At 70.4% G+C, this 24,698-nt stretch carries 20 protein-coding genes and 4 pseudogenes; 12 read left to right on the top strand and 12 right to left on the bottom strand.

The window, feature by feature from the left end; all coding sequences use genetic code 11:
* Window positions 1–394 precede the first annotated feature (394 nt).
* Complete coding sequence (locus tag ACFRIC_RS40455; protein WP_382796880.1) at window positions 395–1,090, bottom strand: SDR family NAD(P)-dependent oxidoreductase; 696 nt, start codon at window positions 1,088–1,090, stop codon at window positions 395–397.
* Between the two features lie 102 nt (window positions 1,091–1,192).
* Here ACFRIC_RS40455 and ACFRIC_RS40450 point away from each other — a divergent pair, with 102 nt between their 5' ends.
* Window positions 1,193–2,071: a helix-turn-helix transcriptional regulator gene (locus ACFRIC_RS40450; protein ID WP_382796878.1), complete on the top strand. Its 879-nt coding sequence runs from the start codon at window positions 1,193–1,195 to the stop codon at window positions 2,069–2,071.
* A 345-nt stretch (window positions 2,072–2,416) separates the two neighbouring features.
* Here the strand turns inward: ACFRIC_RS40450 and ACFRIC_RS40445 are convergent, their stop codons facing one another.
* The 5 genes from ACFRIC_RS40445 to ACFRIC_RS40425 all read right to left on the bottom strand — a co-directional run bounded on the left by ACFRIC_RS40445 (window position 2,417) and on the right by ACFRIC_RS40425 (window position 9,810).
* Window positions 2,417–4,735, bottom strand: a complete 2,319-nt coding sequence (locus ACFRIC_RS40445; RefSeq protein ID WP_382796877.1) for a xanthine dehydrogenase family protein molybdopterin-binding subunit — start codon at window positions 4,733–4,735, stop codon at window positions 2,417–2,419.
* 34 nt (window positions 4,736–4,769) lie between these two features.
* Window positions 4,770–5,765, bottom strand: a complete 996-nt coding sequence (locus tag ACFRIC_RS40440; protein WP_382796875.1) for an FAD binding domain-containing protein — start codon at window positions 5,763–5,765, stop codon at window positions 4,770–4,772.
* Window positions 5,762–6,301: a 2Fe-2S iron-sulfur cluster-binding protein gene (locus ACFRIC_RS40435; RefSeq protein ID WP_355846153.1), complete on the bottom strand. Its 540-nt coding sequence runs from the start codon at window positions 6,299–6,301 to the stop codon at window positions 5,762–5,764. The genes ACFRIC_RS40440 and ACFRIC_RS40435 overlap by 4 nt, the downstream gene beginning before the upstream one ends.
* 563 nt (window positions 6,302–6,864) lie before the next feature.
* Window positions 6,865–9,177, bottom strand: a complete 2,313-nt coding sequence (locus ACFRIC_RS40430; protein ID WP_382796873.1) for an FdhF/YdeP family oxidoreductase — start codon at window positions 9,175–9,177, stop codon at window positions 6,865–6,867.
* Between the two features lie 36 nt (window positions 9,178–9,213).
* Window positions 9,214–9,810, bottom strand: coding sequence for an SRPBCC family protein (locus ACFRIC_RS40425; protein WP_382796872.1), 597 nt, complete (start codon window positions 9,808–9,810; stop codon window positions 9,214–9,216).
* A 651-nt stretch (window positions 9,811–10,461) separates the two neighbouring features.
* Here ACFRIC_RS40425 and ACFRIC_RS40420 point away from each other — a divergent pair.
* The 7 genes and pseudogenes from ACFRIC_RS40420 to ACFRIC_RS40390 form a co-directional block, all read left to right on the top strand.
* Window positions 10,462–11,766: an alpha/beta hydrolase family protein gene (locus ACFRIC_RS40420; protein ID WP_382796871.1), complete on the top strand. Its 1,305-nt coding sequence runs from the start codon at window positions 10,462–10,464 to the stop codon at window positions 11,764–11,766.
* Window positions 11,767–12,272: 506 nt separating this feature from the next.
* The gene (locus tag ACFRIC_RS40415; protein ID WP_382796869.1) at window positions 12,273–14,573 is read left to right on the top strand and encodes a HAMP domain-containing protein; all 2,301 of its coding nucleotides are present in this window, start codon (window positions 12,273–12,275) and stop codon (window positions 14,571–14,573) included.
* 15 nt (window positions 14,574–14,588) lie between these two features.
* On the top strand, window positions 14,589–16,052 hold the full coding sequence (gene pgsB, locus ACFRIC_RS40410) for a poly-gamma-glutamate synthase PgsB (RefSeq protein ID WP_382796867.1): 1,464 nt from the start codon (window positions 14,589–14,591) through the stop codon (window positions 16,050–16,052).
* The gene (locus tag ACFRIC_RS40405; protein ID WP_382796865.1) at window positions 16,052–16,534 is read left to right on the top strand and encodes a poly-gamma-glutamate biosynthesis protein PgsC/CapC; all 483 of its coding nucleotides are present in this window, start codon (window positions 16,052–16,054) and stop codon (window positions 16,532–16,534) included. The genes pgsB and ACFRIC_RS40405 overlap by 1 nt, the downstream gene beginning before the upstream one ends.
* Before the next feature lie 42 nt (window positions 16,535–16,576).
* Window positions 16,577–17,638: an NlpC/P60 family protein gene (locus ACFRIC_RS40400; RefSeq protein ID WP_382796863.1), complete on the top strand. Its 1,062-nt coding sequence runs from the start codon at window positions 16,577–16,579 to the stop codon at window positions 17,636–17,638.
* A 41-nt stretch (window positions 17,639–17,679) separates the two neighbouring features.
* A complete protein-coding gene (locus ACFRIC_RS40395; RefSeq protein ID WP_382796861.1) occupies window positions 17,680–19,584 on the top strand; it encodes an ArnT family glycosyltransferase in 1,905 nt (634 codons plus the stop codon).
* 16 nt (window positions 19,585–19,600) lie between these two features.
* Window positions 19,601–19,734: pseudogene (locus ACFRIC_RS40390) on the top strand (IS5/IS1182 family transposase); the annotation flags it as partial.
* Between the two features lie 139 nt (window positions 19,735–19,873).
* Here the strand turns inward: ACFRIC_RS40390 and ACFRIC_RS40385 are convergent.
* Window positions 19,874–19,975: pseudogene (locus ACFRIC_RS40385) on the bottom strand (NAD(P)-binding protein); the annotation flags it as partial.
* A gap of 52 nt (window positions 19,976–20,027) precedes the next feature.
* On the bottom strand, window positions 20,028–20,567 hold the full coding sequence (locus ACFRIC_RS40380; protein WP_382796860.1) for an isochorismatase family cysteine hydrolase: 540 nt from the start codon (window positions 20,565–20,567) through the stop codon (window positions 20,028–20,030).
* Window positions 20,568–21,200: 633 nt separating this feature from the next.
* Here ACFRIC_RS40380 and ACFRIC_RS40375 point away from each other — a divergent pair.
* Window positions 21,201–21,491 carry a toxin Doc gene (locus ACFRIC_RS40375; RefSeq protein ID WP_382796858.1) on the top strand — a complete coding sequence of 97 codons (291 nt, stop codon included), beginning with the start codon at window positions 21,201–21,203 and terminating at the stop codon, window positions 21,489–21,491.
* 455 nt (window positions 21,492–21,946) lie between these two features.
* Window positions 21,947–22,159 carry a hypothetical protein gene (locus ACFRIC_RS40370; protein ID WP_382796857.1) on the top strand — a complete coding sequence of 71 codons (213 nt, stop codon included), beginning with the start codon at window positions 21,947–21,949 and terminating at the stop codon, window positions 22,157–22,159.
* A gap of 288 nt (window positions 22,160–22,447) precedes the next feature.
* Here ACFRIC_RS40370 and ACFRIC_RS40365 read toward each other — a convergent pair whose 3' ends face one another.
* Window positions 22,448–22,843: an ATP-binding protein gene (locus ACFRIC_RS40365; protein ID WP_382796855.1), complete on the bottom strand. Its 396-nt coding sequence runs from the start codon at window positions 22,841–22,843 to the stop codon at window positions 22,448–22,450.
* Window positions 22,844–23,069: 226 nt separating this feature from the next.
* On the opposite strand from ACFRIC_RS40365, the gene ACFRIC_RS40360 reads away from it, so the two are divergent.
* Window positions 23,070–23,438: an STAS domain-containing protein gene (locus ACFRIC_RS40360; protein WP_382796854.1), complete on the top strand. Its 369-nt coding sequence runs from the start codon at window positions 23,070–23,072 to the stop codon at window positions 23,436–23,438.
* Between the two features lie 137 nt (window positions 23,439–23,575).
* On the opposite strand, the gene ACFRIC_RS40355 is transcribed toward ACFRIC_RS40360, so the two are convergent.
* Together ACFRIC_RS40355 and ACFRIC_RS40350 are read right to left on the bottom strand one after the other, a co-directional pair.
* The gene (locus ACFRIC_RS40355) at window positions 23,576–23,719 is read right to left on the bottom strand and encodes a hypothetical protein (protein ID WP_382796852.1); all 144 of its coding nucleotides are present in this window, start codon (window positions 23,717–23,719) and stop codon (window positions 23,576–23,578) included.
* 23 nt (window positions 23,720–23,742) lie between these two features.
* Window positions 23,743–23,961 (bottom strand): annotated as a pseudogene (locus ACFRIC_RS40350) (zinc ribbon domain-containing protein); the annotation flags it as partial.
* On the opposite strand from ACFRIC_RS40350, the pseudogene tnpA reads away from it, so the two are divergent.
* Window positions 23,959–24,246, top strand: a pseudogene (gene tnpA, locus ACFRIC_RS40345) (IS200/IS605 family transposase); the annotation flags it as partial. The pseudogenes ACFRIC_RS40350 and tnpA sit on opposite strands and share 3 nt — an antisense overlap.
* A gap of 129 nt (window positions 24,247–24,375) precedes the next feature.
* Here tnpA and ACFRIC_RS40340 read toward each other — a convergent pair.
* Window positions 24,376–24,555 (bottom strand): hypothetical protein, encoded by a 180-nt coding sequence (locus tag ACFRIC_RS40340; protein ID WP_382796850.1) that lies wholly within the window; start codon window positions 24,553–24,555, stop codon window positions 24,376–24,378.
* Window positions 24,556–24,698 lie beyond the last annotated feature (143 nt).

The following is a 24,698-nucleotide window of genomic DNA, read 5'->3' as shown; positions in this document are numbered from 1 at the left end:
CGAGCAGCGTCGACAGCTTCCTGTGATTGACCTGATAAAAGGATGAGGCAGCGAGGCCAAAACTGATCGCCGGGCGGAACTCTCAGTCGGTAAGTCCCTGCTTGTGCAGGGCGGCACGGGCCCGAAAGCGGATACGGCCGCAACGATCACGATCTTCATCCGAGGTCTCTGGACTGCAGCAACAATGCTCTGCCAGCCTGCGGAGGTCACTGGGAGCGAGCCAGAGGGCGACCCGCCCCATCTCGTGCTCTCGCTGCGGGTCAGTTGGATCAACAGCAGTCATGGCAGCAGAGGCTATCCGTGCCGCTAGCGTGCCCGTTCGCTCGGGGAGCCAAGGGGTGCGGCGCGCCGATCCACGAAGACCAGCCGGGCACGCCCCGAAGTCAGGGGTGGATCACCAGGCCATCTCACCGTGACGGTCGCGGAAGGTTCCCGTCGGTCCGTCCGACCCGATGGAGGCGAGTTCGACGATCGCGTCGGTCCCCTCGGTCACTGTCTGCGGGCCGCTGTGCCCGTTGAAGTCGGTCGCGGTGTAGCCCGGGTCGGCCGCGTTCACCTTCACGTCCGGCCAGGACTTCGCGTACTGCGTGGTCAGCATGGTCACGGCCGCCTTCGAGGCCGTGTAGAGCGGCGCGAGGTTCTTCGACTCGACGCGCTCTGCGTCGTGGGTGGCCGCGAACGATCCCATACCGCTGGACACATTGACGATGACTGGGCTCGCGGACTTGCGCAGCAGAGGCAGGAACGCGTGCGTCACCCGGATGATCCCGACGACATTGACCTCGAACACCTCACTGGCGTCAGCGGCTGTGATCTGGTCGGCGGGGCTGTGCGTCCCGAAGACGCCTGCGTTGTTGATCAGGACGTCGATGCCGCCCTCGCGAGCCTCGATATCGGCGGCGGCCGCAGCCACCGACGCGTCATCTGCCACATCGATCTGGACGAAACGGGCACCGAGTTCCTCGGCGGCCGCCCGGCCGCGCTCCGGATCACGCGCACCGATGAGGACGGTGTGGCCGGCCTCGATCAAGCGGCGGGCGGTCTCATACCCGAGGGACTTGTTGGCTCCGGTGATGAATGTTGTAGTCATGTGTCCACTCTCGGGCCGTGCCGAGAGGACAACCAGTGCTCTCCGTGACGGTAGGACAGCCAGTACCAGGCACGACGACGGTCCGGCAGACACAATGGCCGAGTGGACGAGACCCTGGGCACGGCACTGCACCGCTGGCGTGACCGCCTTTCGCCCGCCGACGTCGGACTGACCTTGCGGCCCGGACGACGCGCGGTGGGGCTGCGACGCGAGGAGCTGGCAGAACTCGCCGGGCTGTCGGTCGACTACGTGGTCCGCCTGGAACAGGGCCGCGCCACAAGCCCATCGGCGCAGGTCGTCGCGAGCCTGGTCAGGGCACTGCAACTGCAGCCCATGGAGCGCGATCACGCCTTCCGGCTGGCCGGCCTCCTGCCTCCCCAGGAGGGAACGGTCTCCACGCATGTTCCGGCCGGGGTCCAACGGATGCTGGCCCGCCTCGGGGAGTTCCCCGTGGGCGTGTTCAGCGCCGACTGGACCTTGCTGTACTGGACCCCCGCATGGTCTGTACTGATGGGCGACCCCAGCGCACGGACACACGACGAGCGCAACCTGGCACGAGCGGTCTTCGCCACGGGGCCCAGCCGGCTCGCGTCCTGGCCCGTGCTCCAAGACGACGATGCCCTGAAACCTGCCCTCGTCGCCGACCTGCGCACAGCTCTCATCGACTACCCCCGGGACCGGGGCCTGACCGACCTCGTTGAGGAACTGCGGTTCACCAGCGCGGAGTTCGCCCGTCTGTGGGACGAGGGCACGGTCGGCCCGCACGTCTCGGCCCGCAAGACCGTGGTACACCCCCAGGTGGGTGAGGTGATCTGCGACTGCGACGTGCTCACCGTCCCAGGCTGCGACATCCGACTCGTCGTCTACACGGTGGCCGCGGGTTCCGCCGATGCGGAAAAGCTGGAGTTCCTGCGGGTCACCCATGGCGTCCGCGCCGAGGGCTCCTCGCCTCCGGGGCCCGGTCTGTTCCCTACGTCGTAACGATCGGGCCGGCCGGATACGGGCGTACGGAAGACACGCCGAGGCCAAGGTGTACGAGCGGCCACACAGCAGGCTCGAATTCCTCCCGCGCGGCAGCCTCCCGCCGGTCGAGCTTCTCCAGCCACGACACCATAGCCGCCTCCAGAACACGACGATCCGCCGTCCGCGCACGCACGGCAACGGCGCACGGCATCACCTGCTCGCTGAGGAAGAGCCGCACCCAAGTAGCCGTTGCCCAGGGTGCACAGACTCCCGCAGGCGTTCCTCCGCGGGGTCGTAGCCCTCGCTCCCACAGCAGTCCCGGCACTCGGGCGGTTCCCCTTCCGGTGTCCCTCGTCGCGGTCGTCACCGTTCGGCCAGCAGGCCGGTGAGGACGCGGTCCGGGGTGAGGGGGAGTTCGCGGAACCGGATGCCGGTGGCGTGGTGGACGGCGTTGCCGAGGGCGGCGGCGGTCCCGACGATGCCGATCTCGCCGATGCCCTTGCTGCCCATGGGGTTGAGGTGCGGGTCGTCCTCCTCGATCCAGTCGGCCTCGATGCCGGGGACGTCGGCGTGGGCGGGCACGTGGTAGGAGGCGAGGTCGGCCTCGGTGAAGTCGCCGAACGGGCCGTCCATGGTGCTGCCCTCGGTCAGGGCCATGCCCAGGCCCATGATCATGCCGCCGACGAACTGGGAGCGCGCGGTGCGGGCGTTGAGGATCCGCCCGGCGGCGAAGACGCCGAGCATCCTGCGGGCCCGTACCTCGCCGGTGACGGTGTCGACGGCGACCTCGGCGAAGTGGGCGCCGAAGGCGTGCCGGGCGTACGGGGAGTCGGCGTCCGCCCGGCCGGCGGTGTCGGAACGGACCAGGAGACCCTCGGCGGGCAGCGGACCCGGATGCTCGGCGAGCCGGGCCGCCAGGGCGGCGCACGCCTCGTACACGGCCCAGCCCCATGAGGCGGTGCCGGAGGAGTCGCCGGCCAGCGACGCCGGGGGCAGGTCGCTGCGGCCCACCTCGGTGCGCACCCGGTCCAGGGACGTGCCGAGGGCGTCGGCGGCGACCTGGGCGAGGACGGTGCGCGCGCCGGTGCCGATGTCGGCCGCGTTCACCCTGATGAGGAAGGTGCCGTCGGGCAGGGCCTGGGCGGTGGCGGTTGAGGGCCGGATCAGGACCGGGTAGGTCGCCGCGGCCACTCCGGTGCCGATGAGCAGGGGGCCTTCGGTCCGGGAGCGCGGGCGCGGGTCGCGCCGGTCCCAGCCGAAGCGGCGGGCGCCCTCGCGCAGGCACTCGGCGAGGTGCCGGCTGCTGAACGGCTTGCCGCTGCCGGGTTCCCTCTCCGGCTCGTTGCGGATCCGCAGCTCGACGGGGTCCACACCGAGGGCCCCGGCGAGTTCGTCGACCGCCGACTCCAGGGCGTACATGCCGGGGGCCTCGCCGGGGGCGCGCATCCAGGACGGGCTGGGGACGTCCAGCGGCACCACCCGGTGGGAGCTGAGCAGGTGCTGTGCGGTGTACATGACGCGGGACGGCACCGCGGCCTGCTCCACGAATTCCCTGACGTGCGAGGTGTGCGTGGTGACCTCGTGCAGCACCGCGGTGAGGTGTCCGTCGGCGGTGGCGCCGAGGCGCAGCCGGTGCAGGGTGGGGGCCCGGTGGCCGACGACGGTGGGCATGTACCGGCGGGGGTAGGCCACCGTGACCGGCCGGCCGGTGTGCCGTGCGGCCATGGCGGCGAGGACGACGTCGGGGCGCGGGGTGCCCTTGGAGCCGAAGCCGCCGCCGACGTGCTCGGCCACCACGGTGACGTGCTCCTCGGGCAGGTCGAAGAGACCGGCGAGCACGGACTGGACGGTCGTGCTGCCCTGGCTGGAGGTGTACACGGTCAGCCGGTCGCCGTCCCAGTGCGCGGTGCTCGCGTGCGGTTCCATGGGGTGGTTGTGCAGGGGCGGCACCCGGTACTCGGTGTCCAGGCGGACGTCGGCGGCGGCGAAGGCGCCGTACGGGTCGCCGTGTTCGAGGCGGCCCGGCCGAGCGCCCCCTTGGGGCTCGTAGGCGTCCGGGTGGTCGGGGCGCAGTACGACGTCGTGGTGCTCGGTGGCGTAGCCGACGCGGACGGCCCGGGCGGCGGCGCGGGCCGCCTCCAGGGTCTCGGCGACAGCCAGGGCGACGCACCAGCCCCGGTGCGGCACGTGGCGGTTCTGCAGGACGGCGAGGGTGGCGTCGTCCGTCTCGCCGAGGCGCGGGGCGTCGCCGGGGGTCAGCACGGCGAGGACGCCGGGCAGCGCGAGCGCGGCCGAGGTGTCCACGCCGGTGACCCGGCCCCGGGCCACGGCCGCCGGCACGGGCCAGGCGTGGACGCGGCCGGGCACCGGGTACTCGGCGGCGTAACGGGCGGTACCGGTGACCTTCTCCCGCCCTTCCCGCCGCCCGGCGGGCGCCCCGAGGGCGGTGCCGGGGCGCGGGGTGGGGTGGGGGTCCTGCTCCAGGGCGCCGGTAGGGGGCTGCCGGCCCTCGCCGGATTCACCCGAGGCGGCGGAGGCGGCGCGGGTGAGGAGGTCGTCGTGCGGCAGAGCGGCGCCGGCCCGCGGATCGTCCCGGGCCGGTCCGGTGGCGGCCATCGGATCGTCGTGCGGCAGACCGGACCCGGGCAGCGGGCCGCCGTGCTCCAGTGGGTCGTTCGCCATCGGTTCTCCTGGGGTCGGGCGGGTCCGGAAGAAGTCAGGCCGTCGCGGGTGCGGGGGCGAGGCGGTTCAGGACGTCCAGGGCGAGGTTGCGGGCGAGGGGCACCTTGTAGGCGTTGTCGCGCAACGGCTCGGCGTGGTCCAGTTCCAGGGCCACGGCGCCCTCGAAGGCCTCGGGGGTCGCCGCCGCGCCCAGCAGCGCCGTCTCCGCGTGGTGGGCTCGCCAGGGCCGGGGGGCGAGGCCGCCGAAGGCGAGCCCCACCTGGTCCACGACGCCGTCCGCGACCCGCAGGACGACGGCCACGGAGGCCAGGGCGAAGGCGTACGAGGCTCGGTCGCGGGCCTTGCGGTAGGCGCAGGGCACACCGGCCCGGGCGGCCGGCAGCAGGACGCCGGTGATCAGCTCACCGGGGCGGATCTCGGTGTCCCGCTCCGGACGGACCCCGGGCAGCCGGTGGAAGTCGGCCACCGGGATGCTGCGCCCGCCCTCGGCGCCGTACAGCTCGACCCGGGCGTCGAGGGCCGCCAGGGCGACGGCCATGTCGGAGGGGTGGGTGGCGATGCAGTGCGGGGAGTGGCCCAGCACGGCGTGATCGCGGTGCACGCCGTCGCGGGCACCACAGCCGCTGCCCGGCTGCCGCTTGTTGCAGGGTTTGTCGAGGTCCTGGAAGTAGGGGCAGCGGGTGCGCTGGAGCAGGTTGCCGCCGGTCGTGGCGGCGTTGCGGAGCTGTCCGGAGGCGCCCGCGAGGAGCGCCTGGGACAGCACCGGGTAGCGGTCGCGGACCAGCGGGTGGGCGGCGAGATCGCTGTTGGGGACGGTGGCGCCTACGCGCAGCGCGCCGTCCGGCAGTTCCTCGACCGAGTCCAGCGGCAGCCGGCCGACGTCGATGAGGACGCCAGGGGTCTCCACGCCGAGTTTCATGAGGTCGACGAGGTTGGTGCCGCCGGCGAGGTAGTGGGCGCCAGGGTGGGCCGCGTAGGCCTCGACGGCCTCCTCGACGCCGGTGGGCCTGAGGTATCCGAAGCCTTTCACCCGATCACGTCCTCCACCGCCTCGACGATGCGCGGATAGGCGCCGCACCGGCACAGGTTGCCGCTGAGCCGCTCGCGGATCTCTGTCCCGTCCAGCGGCACGGGCCGGCCGGAGGGCTCCGCCGGGTCGGTGACGTGGGACGGGTGACCGGCAGCGGCCTCGGCGATCATGCCCACGGCGGAGCAGATCTGCCCGGGCGTGCAGTAGCCGCACTGGAAGGCGTCGCGTTCCAGGAAAGCCCGCTGGAGGGGGTGCGGTTCCTCGCCGTCGCCGCCGAGGCCCTCGATGGTGGTGACCTCGCTGCCGTCGAGGGTGACGGCGAGCAGCAGACAGCCGTTGACGCGGCGCCCGTCCACCAGGACGGTGCAGGCGCCGCACTGGCCGTGGTCGCAGCCCTTCTTGGACCCGGTGAGGCTCAGGTCCTCGCGGAGCAGGTCCAGCAGGACCCGCCGGTGGTCGACGAGCAGGGTATGGGGTTTGCCGTTGACCCGGAGGGTGATCTTCGAGTGCGGGTCGAGCGGCTTTTCGCTGGTCATGGCAAGGAGGGTCTTCCGGACGGGGTGGGGTGTCCGTGCGCACCGCGTATCCAGGCTGCGACGCCTCACGCGTCCCGGCCACTCCAGGGCACCCCCGCGGCCCCCGTCGCCGGGCCGGTCGGCCGGTCGGCGCCGGGGGAAGGGCTCGGCCGTCGTCCAGCAGCGACGCGGCGGACTCCGCCTCGTCCCCCGGCCCGATCTCCGTCTCCCGCGCCCGCCGCATCGCCGCCGCGTCCAGGTCGGCGCCGTGCTCGGTGACGAGGTTCAGGCGTCGGCCGTGACCCATGGCCTGGTAGACCGCCTCTGCCAGGACCTCGATGTAGCCACGGAGAATCCGGCCTAGATCGACGAGATCGTCGCCGTGGTCAGCGACGGCCTTGCCGCCCGCGGCCGGGGCATCCGCCGGATCGAGACGGGCGCGCTCTCTCTCCGGTCAGGCTGTTGCCAGAGCGGGGTAGCAGCAAGTAGCTACGACGGCGACCCGGTGACGCCGGGTCAACCAGATGCCGAGCCACGCGGGCCCCGTTGGGGCACGACCTCGCTGGCCCCGGTCCCGGTCCCGGTCAGAGGGGTGCCGGCTGGGACCGGTCGCCCGTGGGTTCCAGGCGGACGACGATGCCCTTGGAGGTGGGCTGGTTGCTCGTGTCGGCAACGCTGTCGAGCGGCACCAGGACGTTCGTCTCCGGGTAGTAGGCGGCGGCCGACCCCTTGGCCGCCGGGTAGGACACGACCTCGAAGTTCTCGGCCCGGCGCTCGGTGCCGTCCTCCCAGACGCTCACCAGGTCCACCCGGTTGCCCTGGGCGAGGCCGAGCGCAGACAGGTCGGCCGGGTTGACCAGGACGACGTGACGGCTGCCGTAGATGCCGCGGTAGCGGTCGTTGTTGGTGTACGGGACGGTGTTCCACTGGTCGTGCGAGCGCAGGGTCTGCAGCAGCAGGTGTCCCTCGGGGGCCAGGGGGACTACCGGCTCGTTACAGGTGAAGCGGGCCTTGCCGGTCTCGGTCCGGAACACGCCCTCGTTGACCGGGTTGGGTAGATGGAAGCCTCCCGGGCGGGTCACCCGGGCGTTGAAGTCGTGGAAGCCCGGCACGATCCGGGAGATGCTGTCGCGGATGGTGTTGTAGTCGCCCTCGAACTTCGCCCAGGGGATGTCCCCCGTGCCGTCGACGCTGAGCCGGGCGAGCCGGCACAGAATGGCGACCTCGCTGAGCAGCATGCGCGAGGCCGGTTCGATCCGTCCCCGGGAGGTGTGCACCTCGCTCATGGAGTCCTCGACGGTGACGAACTGCTCGCCGTCGGCCTGGACGTCACGCTCGGTGCGCCCCAGCGTCGGCAGGATCAGGGCGGTGTCGCCGCAGACGGTGTGCGAGCGGTTGAGCTTGGTGGAGATGTGGGCGGTCAGCCGGCACGTACGCATCGCCTTCTCGGTGACCTCGCTGTCGGGCGCTGCGCGCACGAAGTTCCCGGCCAGGGCGAGGAAGACCTTGACGCGGCCCTCCAGCATCGCCTTGATCGAGTTCACCGAGTCCAGGCCGTGCGGGCGCGGCGGGTCGAAGCCGAACTCCTCTCGCAGGGCGTCCAGGAAGCTGTCCGGCATCTGCTCCCAGATGCCCATGGTGCGGTCGCCCTGGACGTTGCTGTGGCCGCGCACCGGGCAGACGCCTGTGCCGGCACGTCCCAGGTTGCCGCGCAGCATCAGGAAGTTGACGATCTCCCGGATGGTGGGCACGCCGTGCTTGTGCTGGGTGATGCCCATCGCCCAGCACACGACGACGCGTTCGCTGGCGAGGACCTCGTCGCGGACCTTCTCGATCTCCTGGCGGGTCAGTCCCGTCGCCGCGCGCACGTCGTCCCAGTCGACGGTGCGGGCGTGCCGGGCGAACTCCTCGAAGCCGGAGGTGTGGGCGTCGATGAAGTCGTGGTCCAGGACGGTGCCGGGGCGCGCGTCCTCCGCCTCCAGCACCAGCCGGTTCAGTGCCTGGAACAGGGCGAGGTCCCCGCCGGGCTTGATGTGCAGGAAGCGGTCGGCGATCTGAGTGCCCCGCCCCACGACCCCGCGCGGCTTCTGCGGGTTCTTGAAGCGCCGCAACCCCGCTTCCGGCAGCGGGTTGACCGCCACGATGCGGCCACCGTTGCGCTTGGCCTCCTCCAGGGCGGAGAGCTGGCGCGGGTGGTTGCTGCCGGGGTTCTGCCCCACCAGGAAGATCAGGTCCGCGTGGTGGAGGTCGTCCAGGCTCACGGTGCCCTTGCCGACGCCGAGGGTCTCGCTCAGGGCGAAGCCACTGGACTCGTGGCACATGTTGCTGCAGTCGGGCAGGTTGTTGGTGCCCAGGGCGCGGGCGAAGAGCTGGAAGACGAAGGCGGCTTCGTTGCTGGCCCGGCCGGAGGTGTAGAAGACCGCCTCGTCGGGCGAGTCCAAGCCTTTGAGTTCCTGCGCGAGGACGCCCAGGGCATCGTTCCAGCCGATGGGCTCGTAGTGGTCCGATCCGGGCCGTTTGATCATCGGCTCGGTGAGCCGGCCCTGCTGGTTGAGCCACATGTCGGAACGGGCGGCCAGGTCCGACACGCTGTGCTCGCGGAAGAAGTCGGCGGTGATCCGGCGCGTGGTGGCCTCGTCGTTGATGTGCTTGGCGCCGTTCTCGCAATACTCGTTGCGGTGGCGCCGGCCCGGGGCGGGGTCCGCCCACGCGCAGCCGGGGCAGTCGATCCCGCCCACCTGGTTCATGGTGAGCAGGTCGACCCCGGTCTTGCGCGGGGAGGTCTGCTCCAGGGAGTACTCCAGCGCGTGCACGACGGCGGGGACCCCGGCCGCCCACTTCTTCGGCGGTGTCACGGAGAGGGAGCTCTCCGGCTCCTTACCGGGCGGGTTCTGCATCGCTTGGCCTTTCTCTTGCCGTGTCGGGCGGGCAGGTCAGCCGACGGGCCACTGGGCGACACGGCTCCTGGGTGGTTCCGGGGTGTCGTGCTGGACACGGCCGTTGCGGATGGTGCCGCGCCATGCGCCGCCCTCCTGGCCGAGCCCTTCGATGAAGTGCTTGAAGCTGACAAGTTCTCCGCGCACCAGTCGAGCGGCCAGCTCCGTGACCCTGGGGGAACGGGTGAGGACCTTCATGGCGCCGTGCGGCCGCAGGAGCATCCGGATGGTGATCGCGGTGCCCCCGGACTCCGTGGGCTGGAACTCGACCTCGCCCTCATGGGTGGGATGCTGCTCCAAGCCGCGCCAAGCCAGGTAGGCGTCGGGGTCCTGTTCCACGATTTCGACCGGGAAACGGAGGCGCACAGGGCCGTAGCCGATGGTCCACGCGGTGACGGCGGGCCTGAGCTGCTCGACGTCGCGCACCACGGCTGAGAAACGTGGGAACGTCTTGAACTGCGTCCACTGGTTGTAGGCCGTACGGACCGGCACCGCGACCTGGACCGTCTCCTCCACGTGCCGCTCGCGCAGCGGACGGCGGCGTGTGACGCCGTCGCCGCCGGTGCGCCCGTCGTCCTCTTCGTGCGCCATCATGGTCCTTCTTCCGGTGAGAAAGCCGGGCATCTGGACGGCCGGCCTCCCTTGTGGATCAGGGCACCACCTCCGGTTCCCCGATCCCGGGCTTCAAGTCATCCGACCGCGCCCCCGACCCCTGTGTACGGGCCCGAAGGCGCGTCCACCGGGCTTCTCCCGGCGCCTGGCGGCCACCTCCAGCTTCACCCCTGGCCCCGGCCACCCGCCACTCACCGCACCCCGGCAGGCGGCCTCCCTCGATTCCGTTTCCCGAGATCCTCGCCACGCGAACTCGGTTGCGAGTCCGCGTCTACCGTGAGGTCAGGGCCCGCCTGGCAGCCCGCAGGAAGGTCCTCCGGTCCTGAGGCCCGGATTTGGGTCGGGGCGGTATCCGGGCAGTCGCGCGGGACGAGGCTCCGCAAGGGCGTGGACGAGGTGGAGGCAGGCGAGGAGTGGCTTGCTCGGCCGCGCATCTGTCGGATGATCCTTTCTGGGCGGGTATGACACCTTCGTGCGGCCGTTGTGGTGGAGCAGGGCGAGCCTGATGGCACGGTGTGCTGATAGGTCTGTTCCGCAACGACGGTACGGTGTGCGGCAGTCGATCGCTTGTTCCGCGATCAGTGACCCACGAGGGGTTCCATGAGGCACCGCCGCCCGCGTCGTCGTCAGCAAGTGATCGCCAGAGCGGTCAGCACGGCCAGTGCGATCGCAGTCGCCCTGGGCGCCGGGATGACGCCGGCGATGGCCGCCGGGGCACCGCACGGCGGGCCCACGCTCAGCACGGCCACGCCCGACGCGACGGCTCCCTGGGCGCCCGAGAACGACGAGAAGACGGGCCACTACAGGACGCCCCTGAGCGCGACCGTCTCGCCCAGGACCGCGGGCACGTCGCCGCTCAAGCTCACCATTCCCGCGCCGACCGGGCGCCACAGCGTGGGCATGGTAGGACTGCACCTGGTCGACAACTCGCGTACGGACCCGTACGTTCCGGGCCGGAAGCGCGAGCTGATGGTGTCGCTCTTCTACCCGACCAACTCGCCCTCCGGGCACTACCAGGCCCCGTGGATGCCCTCGCTGTCCGGTGCCTCCTTCCTCGCCTCGCGCGGCCTGTCGCCGCAGAAGGTGACGCTGCCCCCGACCGCGGGCCACGTCCTCGCCCCGGTGGACACCTCGCTCGGCAAGCTGCCCGTCCTGCTGTACTCGTCCGGGCTGCACTCGGACCGCGCGATGGGCACCGCGCTCGTGCAGGACCTCGCCAGCCGTGGCTACCTCGTCGTCACCGTCGATCACACCCACGACGCCAACGAGGTGCAGTTCCCGGCGAACCGGGTCGAGCACAACGCCATGCCGGCGGGCTCACACTCCTCGGACACGCTCAAGGTGCGCGCGGCCGACATGAAGTTCGTCATCGACAAGCTGAACACGCTCAGCACCGGCGGCAACCCCGACTACGGTCACGCCACCCTCCCCGCCGGACTGACGAAGCATGTGGACATGTCCCGTATCGGCATGTTCGGCTGGTCGCTGGGCGGCGGGGCCGTCGCCACCTCCATGCAGCTCGACAAGCGCATCGCAGCCGGTGCCAACCTGGACGGACAGTTCTTCGGCACGGCGCAGAGCAAGGACCTGAACCGTCCCTTCATGCTGTTCAGTTCCGGTACCCACAACCGGAACACCGACGGCTCGTGGCGCACCATGTGGTCGCACCTCAAGGGCTACCGGGTCGACATCCAGCTCCACGGCGCGGCGCACCTGTCGTTCAGCGACAACGAGTGGATGGTGCACCAGGAGGCAGGTCTGCTCGGGCTCTCCCAGAGCCAGCTCCAGCAGCAGTACGGAACGATCGACCCGAACCGCGCGATCGCGATCCAGCGCACGTACCTCGCCGCGTTCTTCGACCAGGAACTTCTCAAGAAGCACAACACCCTGCTCGACGGGCCCAGCACGAAGTACCCGGAGATTTCCTTCGTCCGCTGACCGAGCGCTCCCATGGCGGGCCCGTCGCCTGGGGCCGCCCTTCGTGTGACATCTCGTGCGCGCGAAACGGTGCTGTCATGTTGCCCAGGGCTGGGCTGACGCAAGGAGTTGGGGATCCCGGCCGATTCGGTCCGCGAGGGGAGTCGCCGGTGCGTCCGGTCGCTCGTACGGGCTGATCGTCGAGCCCCGCCGGGCCGACGGTCCGCCAGCGACCCCGCCGTTCGGTGCTGTTGACGATGTCCGGTTTGCCCGATAGTGCCGCACCCGTTACGCCGTCCGCATCACCCTGTGGAGGCCTTTTCAGGGCCATCCCGGCCCAGGCGAACAGTTGCACGAGAAATCGACTTGATCGCCTGGGGTGCGGCGTCGAGGAGATCCTCGATTCACTCGCGTGCTTGTGTCGACGGATCCTCGGCGCGGGACATTAGAGTGACAGTTCGACCTATCGAACTTTTGCGTTAGGCGCCCGTCGAGAGAGGATCGCTGTCCTGCCCACCGAGTCCCGGGTGCCGCGCCGACACCGAGTCCGCCGCCGCGCCGACATGCCGCTGCTGGGCGGTGTTCGCCCGCCGATCGTCCTGCTCCTGGTGTTGCTGCTCCTGGTCGCCGCCGTGACCGTCGGCGGCCTCGGTGCCGTCCACTCCGACCGTGTGCCGGCGGCTGTGCTCAACTCGGAGCAGCAGATCGCTTCGGACACCGCGCTGTCGGTGCGTACCGCGATCGATGCCGAGGCGAGCACCGTACGTCGTACGGCTGACGCCTACCCGGCGACGAGCGCGTCGACACCTACCGCCACGCTCAAGGCGCTGACCGCCGCCGGCACGGCGGATCTCGGCAGTGCTCTCCTCGACGCGCACACCGGCAAACTGCTGGCGTCCGGTGGCGCTCCGGTGGCGCTGGCCGAGGCGGAGGCCGCCAGGAAGGCGTCGGAGCAGGGAACGATCGCGCCCCGGCTGGTGACCTCGGACGCGACGCGGCTGCTGTACTTCGCCAGGATCACGCTGCCCGCCCAGCAGGTGGACGCCGACCAGGATCAGAACCAGGTCCCGACCGGGGCCCAGCGGCAGTGGCTGCTGGTGGTCTCCGAGGCGCTCCCCACCGTCACGACGTTCGGCGACGGGCGCATCGCCAAGGTGCTGAACGCCCATGGCAAGGCGCTCGTCACCACGTCCCGCGGCGCGACTTCACCGACCCCGGCCGACAGCGCTCTGCCCGCCTCGGCGTCCCGCGCGGTGAGCGCGTCGGGGCGCGACACCGACGCTTCCGGAAGCCTGGTGGGGGCGGCCACGAGTTCCCGGCCCACGGTGGCGGGCTGGGCCCAGGTCGCCTCGGCGACCGGGCCGGGTGACACCGACGACCTCGGCCTGGTGGTGCTCACCTCCCGGGCCGTGCCCGCCACGATCGCCGCCACCGACTACTCGGGCATCGCGATCGAGGCCGCCGCCGCACTCGCCGTCATCGCGGCGCTGCTCGGGCTGGCGCTGAACTTCCTCGTGCAGCGACCGCTGTTGCGGCTGTACCTGTCCGCCGGCCGCCTGGCCCGCGGCGCGACGGAGGACGGTTCGGCCGAAAAGGCCGAGCTGGGCCGGCCCGTCCCGGTTCACGGCATCGGAGAACTCGCCCGGATCGGAAGGGCGCTGGAGTCGCTGCGCCGGCAACTGCTGGGGGAGAGCGGCCCGCAGGAGTTCCCGGCCGGCCGCGGACCCGGCTACCGGGCGCTGGCCGCGTTCAGTCTGGTGCTGGTGGCCTGCTGGGCGCTGCCGATGATCTTCGTGCTGAACCGGGCGGACGCGGGCTCGGTTCCGGCGCCGGTCATCGCCAACCAGCAGGCGCGCGCCGAGCTCGCCGCGAACCGTGTCCGGCAGTCGCTCGACCAGTCGTACGTCGAGCTGAACGACGTGGCCGCGAGCCTGCCGGGCAAGAGCCGGGCCGCCCAGAGAGGGGAGCTGCGACACGCCCTGTCCCAGCACGGGCAGTACCGTTCCCTCTACCTCCTGGACCGCTCCGGCGCCATCACCCTGCGGGTCGGGGACACCCCGCTGCGCACCCTCGTTCACGTGCCGCGCGGCGGCGGGGTCACCACCGTCAACACCTCGGGCCGGATACCCGCTATCGCCTCCTACGCGCAGGTCCGGCCGGTCAAAGGCCAGGGCGCGGCGGACGGAGTGGTCCTCTTCGGCGAGATCGATGTGACCACGCTCAACTCCACCCTCGCCAGGCCCCAGCTGGGCACCGTCTGGGTGACAGACGCCGACTGCAAGGTGCTGGCGGCGAGCGAGGGCTACCGCGCCTTCCAGGACCTGCCCGAGGCCGGCCTGACCCGCCTCGCCCGCGCCGCCCAGAGTGCCCCCGGCACCGCGGGCACCGCCACCTCGAGGGTGCTCTCCACGTCCACCGGCCCCTCGGTCGACGCCGCCGCGCCGCTGGCGCAGAACGGCCCGACGGCCCACCTCGGCTGGCGCGTGGTGACCGCGGAGCCCGCGGCGGCGCTCCGGCTCCCGGCGACACAGGCCCAGCAGCGCACGATGCTCGTCGGAATCCTGGCTCTCGCCTTCGGTGCGGCCTGCCTGGGCTGGCTGCACGTCGTGGTGATCCGGCCGCTGCGAGCGGTCGCCGCGCTCATCGAGAAGCTCGCGGGCGGTGACCGCCGTACCGTGCTGCACCCGGTGAACCACGACGAGATCGGCTCGGTCACCCGCAGCCTGGAGCTGATACGCCAGGCCCTCGCGGACCGCAGTCGGGCAGCCAGAGCCGAACCGGTCGACGCCCCCTTCGGGTTGTGGCGCGAGAACACACTGCAGCGGTAGGAGTAAGGATTCAGCGTGCTTTTCCTCTATGTCATCGTCCTGCTGTGCTGCGCCGCGCTGTGGATCGCCGGAATCGTGGAGCAGCGGCGGCACTTCGACTCGCTGAACCAGATACCCACGCGGGTCCTGGTCAACGGGATCCGCGGCAAAAGTTCGATCACCCGGCTGTGCGCGGGCGCGCTGCGCGGCGGCGGCCTGATCACGGTGGCCAAGACCACCGGTACCGCGGCCCGGTTCATCCACCCGGATGCCACCGAGGAGCCGATCTACCGCAAGTTCGGGCTGTCCAACATCGTCGAGCAGATCGGCATCGTACGGCGGGCGGCGACCTACCGGCCGCACGCGCTGGTGATCGAGTGCATGGCGGTGATGCCCGCGCTGCAGGAGATCAACCAGGAGAAGCTGATCCGCTCCACCATCGGCGTCCTGTGCAACGTCCGTGAGGACCATCTGGAGGAGATGGGGCCGACGTTGGACGACGTGGCCCGCTCGCTCTCCCGCTCCATGCCGGTCGGCGGAGTGTGCGTGACGGCGGAGAAGGACCGTCTGCACATCCTCCAGGAGGAGGCCGACAAGCGGAACTGCCGTCTGGTCTCGGTCGATCCGGAGTCGGTGAGCGACGCCGAACTGCGCGGCTTCAGCTGGTTCACCTTCAAGGAGAACGTGGCGATCGCGCTCGCGGTCGCCGAACTGCTCGGTGTGGAGCGGCAGACGGCGTTGCAGGGCATGTGGGACGCACCCCCCGACCCGGGTGTGCTGTCTGTGGAGCGCTACATCACGCCCGAGGGCAAGCGGCTCCGCTTCGCCAACATCTTCGCCGCCAACGACCCCGAGTCGACGCTGATGAACGTCAAGCAGCTGCAGGACCTGGGCGCGATCCGGCAGCCGCTCAACGTCATCATCAACTGCCGCCCGGACCGGGTGGAGCGCAACGGCCAGATGGGCACGATCATCCCCGACCTCGCCCCGCAGACCGTCTTCCTGATCGGCCACCCGACCAAGAGCGCCCGCGACGCCATTCCGGCCGGCTTCACCGGACAGGTGGTGGATCTCGGCGGGGACCGCCGCGACCCCCAGGAGCTGACCACGGCGATCCTCGCGGAACTCGGCCCCGCCTCCTCACTGGTCGCGATCGGCAACATCCACGGCCAGGGCGAGCTGTTCCTGGAATGCCTCGCCGAACTGCCGCTGGACGAGTCCGAGGACGAGCTCGCCTCCGTGCCCGCGGGCGACGGCCTGGACCAGGAGACCATGCAGATCGCCCTTCCCCGCCAGCAGATGGCACTGTCCCGGCCGCCCACCCCCGAGCCGTACAGCTGGGTGGCACCGCTGGAGACACCGACATACACACTCCACATCCCGGGGCAGCGCGAACTCGCCCGCCGGTTCGCCGCCCGCAACGACCGGCCCGACGCCGAGCGAACACAAGACGACCAGCACCACTCCTACGATCCGCACCAGTCCCCGAGGAACCGTTAGTGATCCCCGCCAATCTCACCGCACAGACCGCCGCGCTCGGGATCGCCCTCGGGCTGGTCTTCTCGCTCATCTGTTACCTGACCACCAACCTCTCGCCCGGGGGAATGATCACCCCGGGCTGGATCGCCCTGACGCTCATCACCGACGTCAAGCTGGCGGCGCTCATGGTCGGCGTCTCGGCGCTGACCTACTTCATGACCAGGCTGCTCCAGCGCACAGTGATCCTCTACGGCAAGCGGCTGTTCGCCGCCGTGGTGCTGTGCGCGGTGCTCATGCAGACCACGGTGATGCTCGCCCTCAGCCACGAGTACCCGCTGCTCTACACGTCCCAGACGCTCGGCTTCATCGTCCCGGGACTTGTCTCCTACCAGATGGTCCGCCAGCCGCTGGGGGCCACGCTCATCTCGACCACGGCGGTGACGCTGGCCACCTACGTGGTCCTGGTCGTCGGACTGCTGCTCGGCGCCCTGCCCACCATCTGACCTGACCACCCCCGCACCCCACACCCACAAGGAGTACCGGCCATGCACGCTGAACCCGTCGGCAGGCGCAACCGCCCGACCCGCCGTGCCGTGCTCGGGACGGTCGCGGGTGTGGCGGCCGCAGGGGTGGCGGGCGGTTACGTCTGGAACCGCCACCGCAAGGACAGTGACGACGCAGGCGGCGGCAGCGGCGCGAGCAGCCGGCCCGGGAGCCGCAGCTACGAGCGGCTGTCCGACCCCGGCCGCACCGTCGTCCGCGGCGCCGACGGCGACACGCTCGCCACCTTCACCGACGGTGCCCGCACCGCCGTACTTGCCGGGCCCAGCCGCACCTTCAGCGAGCCGCGGACCACCGACGCCACCGTGACCACCAACGCCTGGGTGCGGGTCCTGCCGCACGCCTGGCAGGAGGGCATGGAGAAGTCCGCCTGGTTCAAGGCATGGTTCACCAAGACGCTCACCGATCAAGGACCGGACGTCTTCGCGGCCGCGTTCCAGTACAGCAGCGCCGGCGCCCCCGACAAGCACAACAGCGCCGGCGTGCGCTACGCGGGCACCGCCCACTTCGGCCCGCGCAACCAGGCGGTCGACAGCCCCCTGGACTTCGCCTACCACGACGAGCAGTCCGACTTCTACGACTACCTGGGCATTCCCTGGACCTTCTCGGACGGCACGCGCGCGCAGCCCGAGCAGGCCCGCTACGGCGACGTCGACTGCTCCGGCTTCCAGCGCCTGGTGTGGGGCTACCGCATGGGCCTGCCCCTGCACAACACCAACACGAAGGGCGCAGGCCTGCCGCGCCGGGCCTTCGCCATCGCCGCCTACGGACCCGGCCGCATGGTGATCCCGCACACCAACACCCAGCCCACCGAACTCGACGTTCTGCAGCCCGGGGACCTGGTCTTCTTCGCCATCATCAAGAACCGGCCGAACTTCATCGACCACTGCGGCATGTACATGGGCCTCGACGACCAGGGCCGGCACCGCTTCTACTCCAGTCGCTCCGCCGCCAACGGCCCGACCCTGGGCGACCTGTCCGGCCACTCGCTGCTGGACGGCACCGACTTCTACGCCCGCGGGTTCAGGGCGGCCCGCCGCCTGTGAACACACCGCCCCACCAGCCCGCTGATCCAAGGACCCCTGCCATGGCCACCATCCCCGCCGCCCCGCCCACCGGCGCGCGCCGAAGCCGACGGGCGAAGCCCTCTCGCCCCGGCCGACCGGAAGCCCTCCAGAGCTGGGAGCGCGGCGCGCTCGCCGCGGTGCTGGTCACCGCCGTGGGGCTGTACTCCTGGGGCATCGGGCACGCCGCCCTCCACCCCTTCTACGGCGCGGCGACACGCTCGATGGCCAGCAGCTGGCGCGCCTTCTTCTACGGCGGGCTCGACACCAGCGGTTCGATCACCATCGACAAGCTCCCCGGCGCGTTCTGGCCCGAGGCCGTTTCCGTCTGGCTCTTCGGCCCGCACACCTGGGCGGCCGCGCTGCCCCAGGTCGTCGAGGGTGTGCTCACGGTGTGGCTGCTGCACCGGATCGTACGGGCCTGGGCCGGGCCGCTCGCGGCACTGACCGCCGCGCTGGTCCTCACACTCACCCCGGTCACCGTGGTCCTCACCCGGGCCACCATCCCGGACACCGCGCTCACTCTGCTGCTGGTGACGGCCGCCGGAGCGCTGCAGAAAGCCGTGCGCACCGAGCGGCTGCTGCCGCTGATCACCTGCGGAGTCTGGGTCGGGCTCGCCTTCCAGGCCAAGATGCTGCAGGCGTGGCTGGTGCTTCCGGTCTTCGCCCTGGTCTATCAACTGGTGGCGCCCGGAACGCCGTTGAACCGGGCCCTGCGGTCGCTGGCGGCCGGCGCCATCGCCCTGGCGGTCTCCTGCTCCTGGGTGCTGCTCGCCTGGGCCACACCGGCCGCCGACCGCCCCTACCTCGACGGAACGTCCAACAACAGCGCGTTCGCCATGGTCTTCGGCTACAACGGCCTGAGCCGCTTCAGCAGCGATCCCACGGCCTTCGGCGCCGTCGCGGGAACCGCCGCCAGCCGCACGCACGGCAACACCGGCCTGACCATGCTGATCAACCACAACGTCGGTCCCCAGGTCGCCTGGTTCCTGCCGCTCGCTATCGCCGCCGCCGTCCTGGGCATCCTCTGGCGCTCCGGTCAGCCGCGGACCGATCCGCTGCGCGCCGGATTCGTGCTCTGGGGCGGCTGGCTGGCCGTGCACGCGCTGGTGTTCAGCGTGTCCAACGGCAACCACGCCTACTACACCGCCGTCATCGCCCCGGCACTCGCCGCGCTGGCCGGCGGCGGCCTCGAACTCTTCCGCTCGGAGTACGAGGCGGGTGGTCAGCGGCGTGTGGCGCTGCCGGCCGCCATCGCGCTGACGACGCTGTGGGCCCTGGTCCTCGACTGGCCCACCCGCTTCCTGCCCTGGCTGCTGCCGATCGCCGCGATGCTCGCGCTGTGCGGCGCGGCGGGCCTGTGGATCCGAGGGCCCCGCACCTCCCCGCGCCTGGTCCACAGCGCCCTCGCCGCCGGAATCGCGGCCATGCTGGTCGTCCCGGCCGGCTGGTCCTTCGCCTGCCTCGACCCGATGTACGCGGGCGCCTCCACCTCACCCACGGCCGGCCCAGTCGGCCTCGGGTACGAAGCCGCCCTCCGCAACCACCGGCCCGTGCCCAGGGTGGGGCTCGACGAGCCGGGCGCCCGCGACACCGCCATCCTCCGGTACGTCACCGCACACCGACACGGCGAGAAATACCTGCTCGCCACCCAGGCCGCCTACGCCGCCGAGCCTCTGCTCCGCGCGAAGTCCGAGCCCACGCTCGTCATGGGCGGCTTCACCGGCCTCACCCCCTACCCGAGCACCCGGCAACTCGGCACGCTCGTCACCACCCACCAACTGCGCTATGCACTGCTCACCACCAAGCGCCCCACCACTGCGGCCACCACCTGGGTGAAGTCCCACTGCACCCGGGTCCGGCCCACCGCGTACGGTCGTCGTACCGGCGGAACCCTCTCCCTCTACGACTGCAACCCGAAGCGGTGAAGGGATGGGCTTTTAAGTCCTGGTCAGTGGCTGTGCCTGGCAGCCGCGCTGCCGCCCTGCTTCGGCATATCGAAGTCAACCGCCCATCGCCGCTTCCTGATCCGGTCGAGAGCCGGCGTCCGGGGCCGCCTGCATGAGGCCGTGCTGCACCTGCCGGCCCACCCGCTCCACCAGCCGCGTATCGACCAGAGCTGCCCCCACGGCCACGACCTCCCCGAACACCACCGCGTCCCGCAGCGGCAGCCGCCACTGCGCCTGCCCCCAGCCCGGCACACCCCCGCACCGCCGCCGCGCCGCCGGGCGTGTCCTGGGCTTGCAGTACCTCCACGCCCCAGCCCCCATCGGCCAGGAGGTTGGCTGCGACCAAACCGTTGGGGCCCGCTCCGATCACTACGGCGCCGAGATGAGCGAGTCGGTAAGTGGTGTGGGCCGAACCGACGGGGTCAGAACTTCAGAGCACCGCTGTCATCAATCTCCGCATTCATATTGGTCTGCATCATCTGCAGTGCCGCCTCGGCCAGGTCGGGGTGAATGTGCGCGACGGCGTCCCTGGCGACGGTCACCTGCAGGTGACGGATGTGGGCGTCGAGAGCGGAGTAGAGAACACACTGCTCTGTGACCTGTCCGCACAAGACCACGCGATTCACGCCCAGTTGGTTCAGCAGGTAGGCCAGTGGCGTCTCATAGAAGATCGAGTGCCGTGCCTTGACGACGAACAGGGACTCCTCGTCGGGGCGGATAGGCTCGATCAGATCGGACCGGGGCCCGGACAGTGCCGTCTCGAGGATCTCGCCGTGGTGCGAGCGCCACTGCCCGAAGTTGTCGTTGACGTAGATGACTGGTACTCGATGTTTCCGGGTCCGCTCCAGGAGATTCGCTATCCGGGGGACGGCTTTCTCCACCGATGGGAGTAGCAGGTTGGCATCGGGGTGATCGTATGTAGTGATCATGTCGATCACGACGACCGCGCTCTGCTGGTCCATGCGTCCATGCTGCCGCTGTCTCGCCCTCCCCGCATGCGCGAGTTGCCGAGGGCACCGAGCTGGTCTGGGAGCACGCGGCCTGGATGGTCGACGGGTACGGCGAGCCGAGCATGATTACGCCGAGGGGGCGGTGATAGGGCTCAGTCGGAGGTGCGGGGCGAGGTCTGGGAGAGGAGATCAGCCTGGGCGGCGCGGACCTTGGGCGGAAGCCTCGGGGCCGGCGCCGAGCATGCGGCGGGTGGTCACGGCGGTCATCGTACGGGCGACCTGGGCCTGGTTTCGGCCCGGTGCCTCGATCTCAGTATCCCAGGGCGCAGCCACGCAGGCGGGCATGCCCGCGACGTTCACCGCGATGCAGAGCGGGACGGTGGCGGTGAGGGCCGCAGGCGGTGTCGCAATGGTGGTGGGGATCTTCCTCGGCTGGGCCATCGCCAAGGACTGACAATCCTCCCGACCACCGGGAGCTGCCGAGTATGTACCGCCCCCCCGCCCCGGCCTCTTGGTCGGGCAGGGGGCGGCTTGCTGTGAGGCGGCCGTGGCCCGGCATCTGTGGCAGTTTCCCCCTCGCCTGGTGCCGGTCTTTCCCCGGCAGAGCGGGGAAAGACCGTGGGAGTCCGAGGATCACCCGGCCTCGTGGCAGCCATCGCCCGGCACCGGGTCAACACCCCCCAGATGGACTCTGGCGAGCCCGACGCCTACTGGCGGGCCGCCGCCCTGCTGGAACAACTGGTCCTGCTGCGCCCGCTGCCAGCCCGCAACGCGTACTTCGCGTACGGCGTCGCGGTGGCCTACATCCGGGCCTCGGGGCAGGAAGTCGACGACTCCTTCGAACCATGGCGAGACCTGATCACCGACATCCGCGCCCTACGACTCACCGTCTACGACATCGCCGACCGGCTGCGCTCCTGGCACAGCCCCGCGTGAACCGTAGGGGTCCCTGAAAACGGTTCCGGCCGCGATGGGATTCGCCCCTGGCCTGTCAGTGCTGCCTCCTACAGTGCTTCCATCTCGGACAACGAACGGCCGCCGAACCACAGGTTCGTGGAGGTCGTGCATCCCGTCGGCACTCACCTCGACTCCTCCCGCGCCTCCACCAACGCGATGCGCGGCACCGTGCGCGACGACCGGGGCAACTCGCTCATCGGCCAAGCCGAACCGTTCGACGCCTCCGACCGGTACGCCGACGGCTATGCACGTCCCCGCTGCCCTGCCTACCAGCGACCCAACCTGCGCCGACATCCGCTGAACTCGCCTTGTTTGGGCATAGCCGCTCCCGCAGCGCGACGTCCTTGTCCCGGGGGTGATTCGGGCCGGGGCTGTCATGCCCGGCTGGTCCAGTCCACCGTGCGCCCGTTCCTGGCCCGGGCGAGGCTGGCCATATGACCACGTTGCCGATCATCGTGTACCCGCCGGACGAGCAGGGTGGCCGGCGGGTGCGGCTCGATGGGGAGATCCTTGGGCTCGCGTACAGCTTGCAGGACATCGCGGAGTTCCTGCGGCGGGCCGGCCTGGACGATCCGGATCCGGCATGGGTGGAAGCGACGGCACTGATCGACTGGCGCGGGGGCGGACCAGACGTCTGGGAGTTCTGACCGGTCAGTCGCCACATGGACCCTGTGGGGGTCGCTTGCTACCGACCACCCCTAGACGCCCCTGAACGGCTGAACCCCTCCATGCGTGAGCATGCCCGTATCTCCTTCGCGGGCTTATTCGGTGCCTGGGTGCGCCTGGCCGACGGACAAGAACGCAGCGTGCGCCCCGTCGGAGCGCCGTGGGGGAGCGACCAGGGGACCTGGTCGTGGCGTTCCGTGGCGAGGGAACAAGCCCCGACCTGATCATGCTGCCGACAGCCGTGCCCGGTGAGAGAGACGCTGGGGCTGTCATGCCGTGGCGAGTATGACGGTGGCGATGATGCGTTTGCCGGGCGGCGTCGCCTCGATGCTGATGCTTTGGGCGAGGGCGGTGACAATCTCCAGGCCGTGTTGTCCGATCCGCCCGGGGTTGGGGGCTTTCACGGAGGGAGGCAGGTGGTTGCTGTCCCACAGTTCTATGCGCAGGGTGTTGCCGGTGACGTGCAGTTGCAGGAGGGCTGGGCCGGGCGCGTATTTGCGGGCGTTGGTGACCAGTTCGCTCACGATCAGCTGGACGATCTCTACGGTGGAGTCTGTCACCGCGATGCCGTGTGCGTCGCGCACCGTGGAGAGGAAGGACACGGCGAGGTGGCGGGCCTGCGCGATAGGGGAGCCGTCCACGTCCACGGACAGGTAGGCCTTCATTGACGAAGGCGCCTCCACTTGTTTGCCTGTGATGTCCGTAGATGATTGATCCATCTCTGCCCGCTTCCACGTTCTCGCCGTGTACCCCGCCCGGTAGCGCCCACGCACCGTCCGGGACGTTACCTGGGGCACAGCCACCGAGCCGCATTGTCCGTAGGATGCGGTTCTTGAGGGGTCTTCACCTCGAAGGCGATGACCCGGCACGACGAGACTTGTTGAAGGGCACGTGGCAGACATTCACCATAGGGCCGGACCGCCTGCGCGCCTGTCGATCACGCAGACCACCGTTGACGGGATCCATGTCCTGGCCGTGGCCGGCGAACTCGATGCCGACACCACCGGCACATTGCGCCAGGCACTGCGAATGGAGGAGGGCAGTACCCCGGCGCTGACGGTACTGGACCTGGGCGCGGTCACCTTCATGGACTCCAGCGCTATCAACGTCCTGGTCGCCGCGAACCGTGACGCCACCGCGGCGGGCGGCCAGCTCCGGATGGCGGCCCTGAGCGAACCGGTCCAACGGGTCGTCGAAATCGTCGGCCTCGACACGATCATCGCCTGCTATACGACCCTCGCCCAGGCCCTCGCGACCTGATCGGGCCTACGGCCGGGCAAGTTTAGCGACAGCGCTGCTGAGTCGGCCGCCGGACGGCCCGCCCATGATGCCGGTTCTGTCTCCCGCGGGCAGATCTCCACCTGTAGAACGTGACCTTCCTGTACGGGATGGCTCGCTCACGCGCCGTACCATTGCCCCAGCCGTCGCAGACGACGCTGCCGACGCTTCTCGTACAGCCCCGTGAGCCCGAAGATCCCGCCGAGCAGAAGGCTGCCGATCGGCGCGATGACGTAGTCCGACGGCTGCACCTCTGGGAGCAACAGGAATTGACATCCTCCCGGGCCTAAAGGCCCGGGATTCCAATCCGCTCCCACTGCGGCGACGCGGTGGGCAGCTCCGGGCGGGTTCCTGCTTCGCTGCGCGGTGCGGGCACGGGTGCCCGTCTTACCTGCGCTCCACAGGCTGATGCCGCCAGTCCGGCGGCCTTGGCGACGTTGACCGCCGCGTTGATGTCCCGGTCCAGGACGGCCCCGCACGCCCCGCAGGTCCACACACGGACGTGCGCAACGTCTGCGAGGACTTCGGAGCGGAGCTGAAGGAGTTCAACGGCGAGGCCGACCACGTCCACCTGCTCGTGCACTACCCGCCGAAGGTCGCGCTCGCCGGCCTGGTCAACAGCCTCAAGGGCGTCTCGTCCCGCCGCCTGCGCGCGGAGTTCCCCGGCCGGGTCAACCGGGCGATCATGCACGGCCGGTTCTGGTCGCCCTCGTACTTCGCGGGCTCATGCGGCGGTGCGCCGCTCCAGGTGGTCAAGGACTACATCGCGCAGCAAAAGCGCCCGGACTAAGCGCGGTCGGCCGTGGGCCCCGGGTAGACAGTGCGGACCCGTGCCCACAGCTGAGGTCAGAACAGCCCTGAGATGCGATTCACCCCCGGCCTGAACTTGTTCTTTATCTAATTCGGGCGGAGGTCAGGCTCAGGGGGCCCAGGGCAGTCGTACCGCCTCGATATCGCTGTCATTCAGGAGAGCCTCGATGAGCGGTGCGGGGCCTGCCACCTTGGTGGCCCACAGGTCGTAGTCGGTGCAGACGACCCACGAGTGGTCCTCGACCCAGAGGTTGGACGGGCTGAAGTCGACCTCGGGGTTGTCATACAAGATTCCGGCGTCGCTGAGTCGGCCGGCTTGGACATGCAGGTTCTCGAAGTCGGTGGCGCCGAGCATCAACGGGCTGTAGTACGCCAGGCAGCGGGTGTCTGTGCCCTCCGGGCTGTGCTCGGTAAGGGTCTATACAGAGGAGC

Source organism: Streptomyces sp. NPDC056738 (genome assembly GCF_042790435.1).
Lineage (GTDB): Bacteria > Actinomycetota > Actinomycetes > Streptomycetales > Streptomycetaceae > Streptomyces.
The sequence above is the reverse complement of the archived record's forward strand: the minus strand, read 5'-3'. Positions and strand labels throughout refer to the sequence as shown.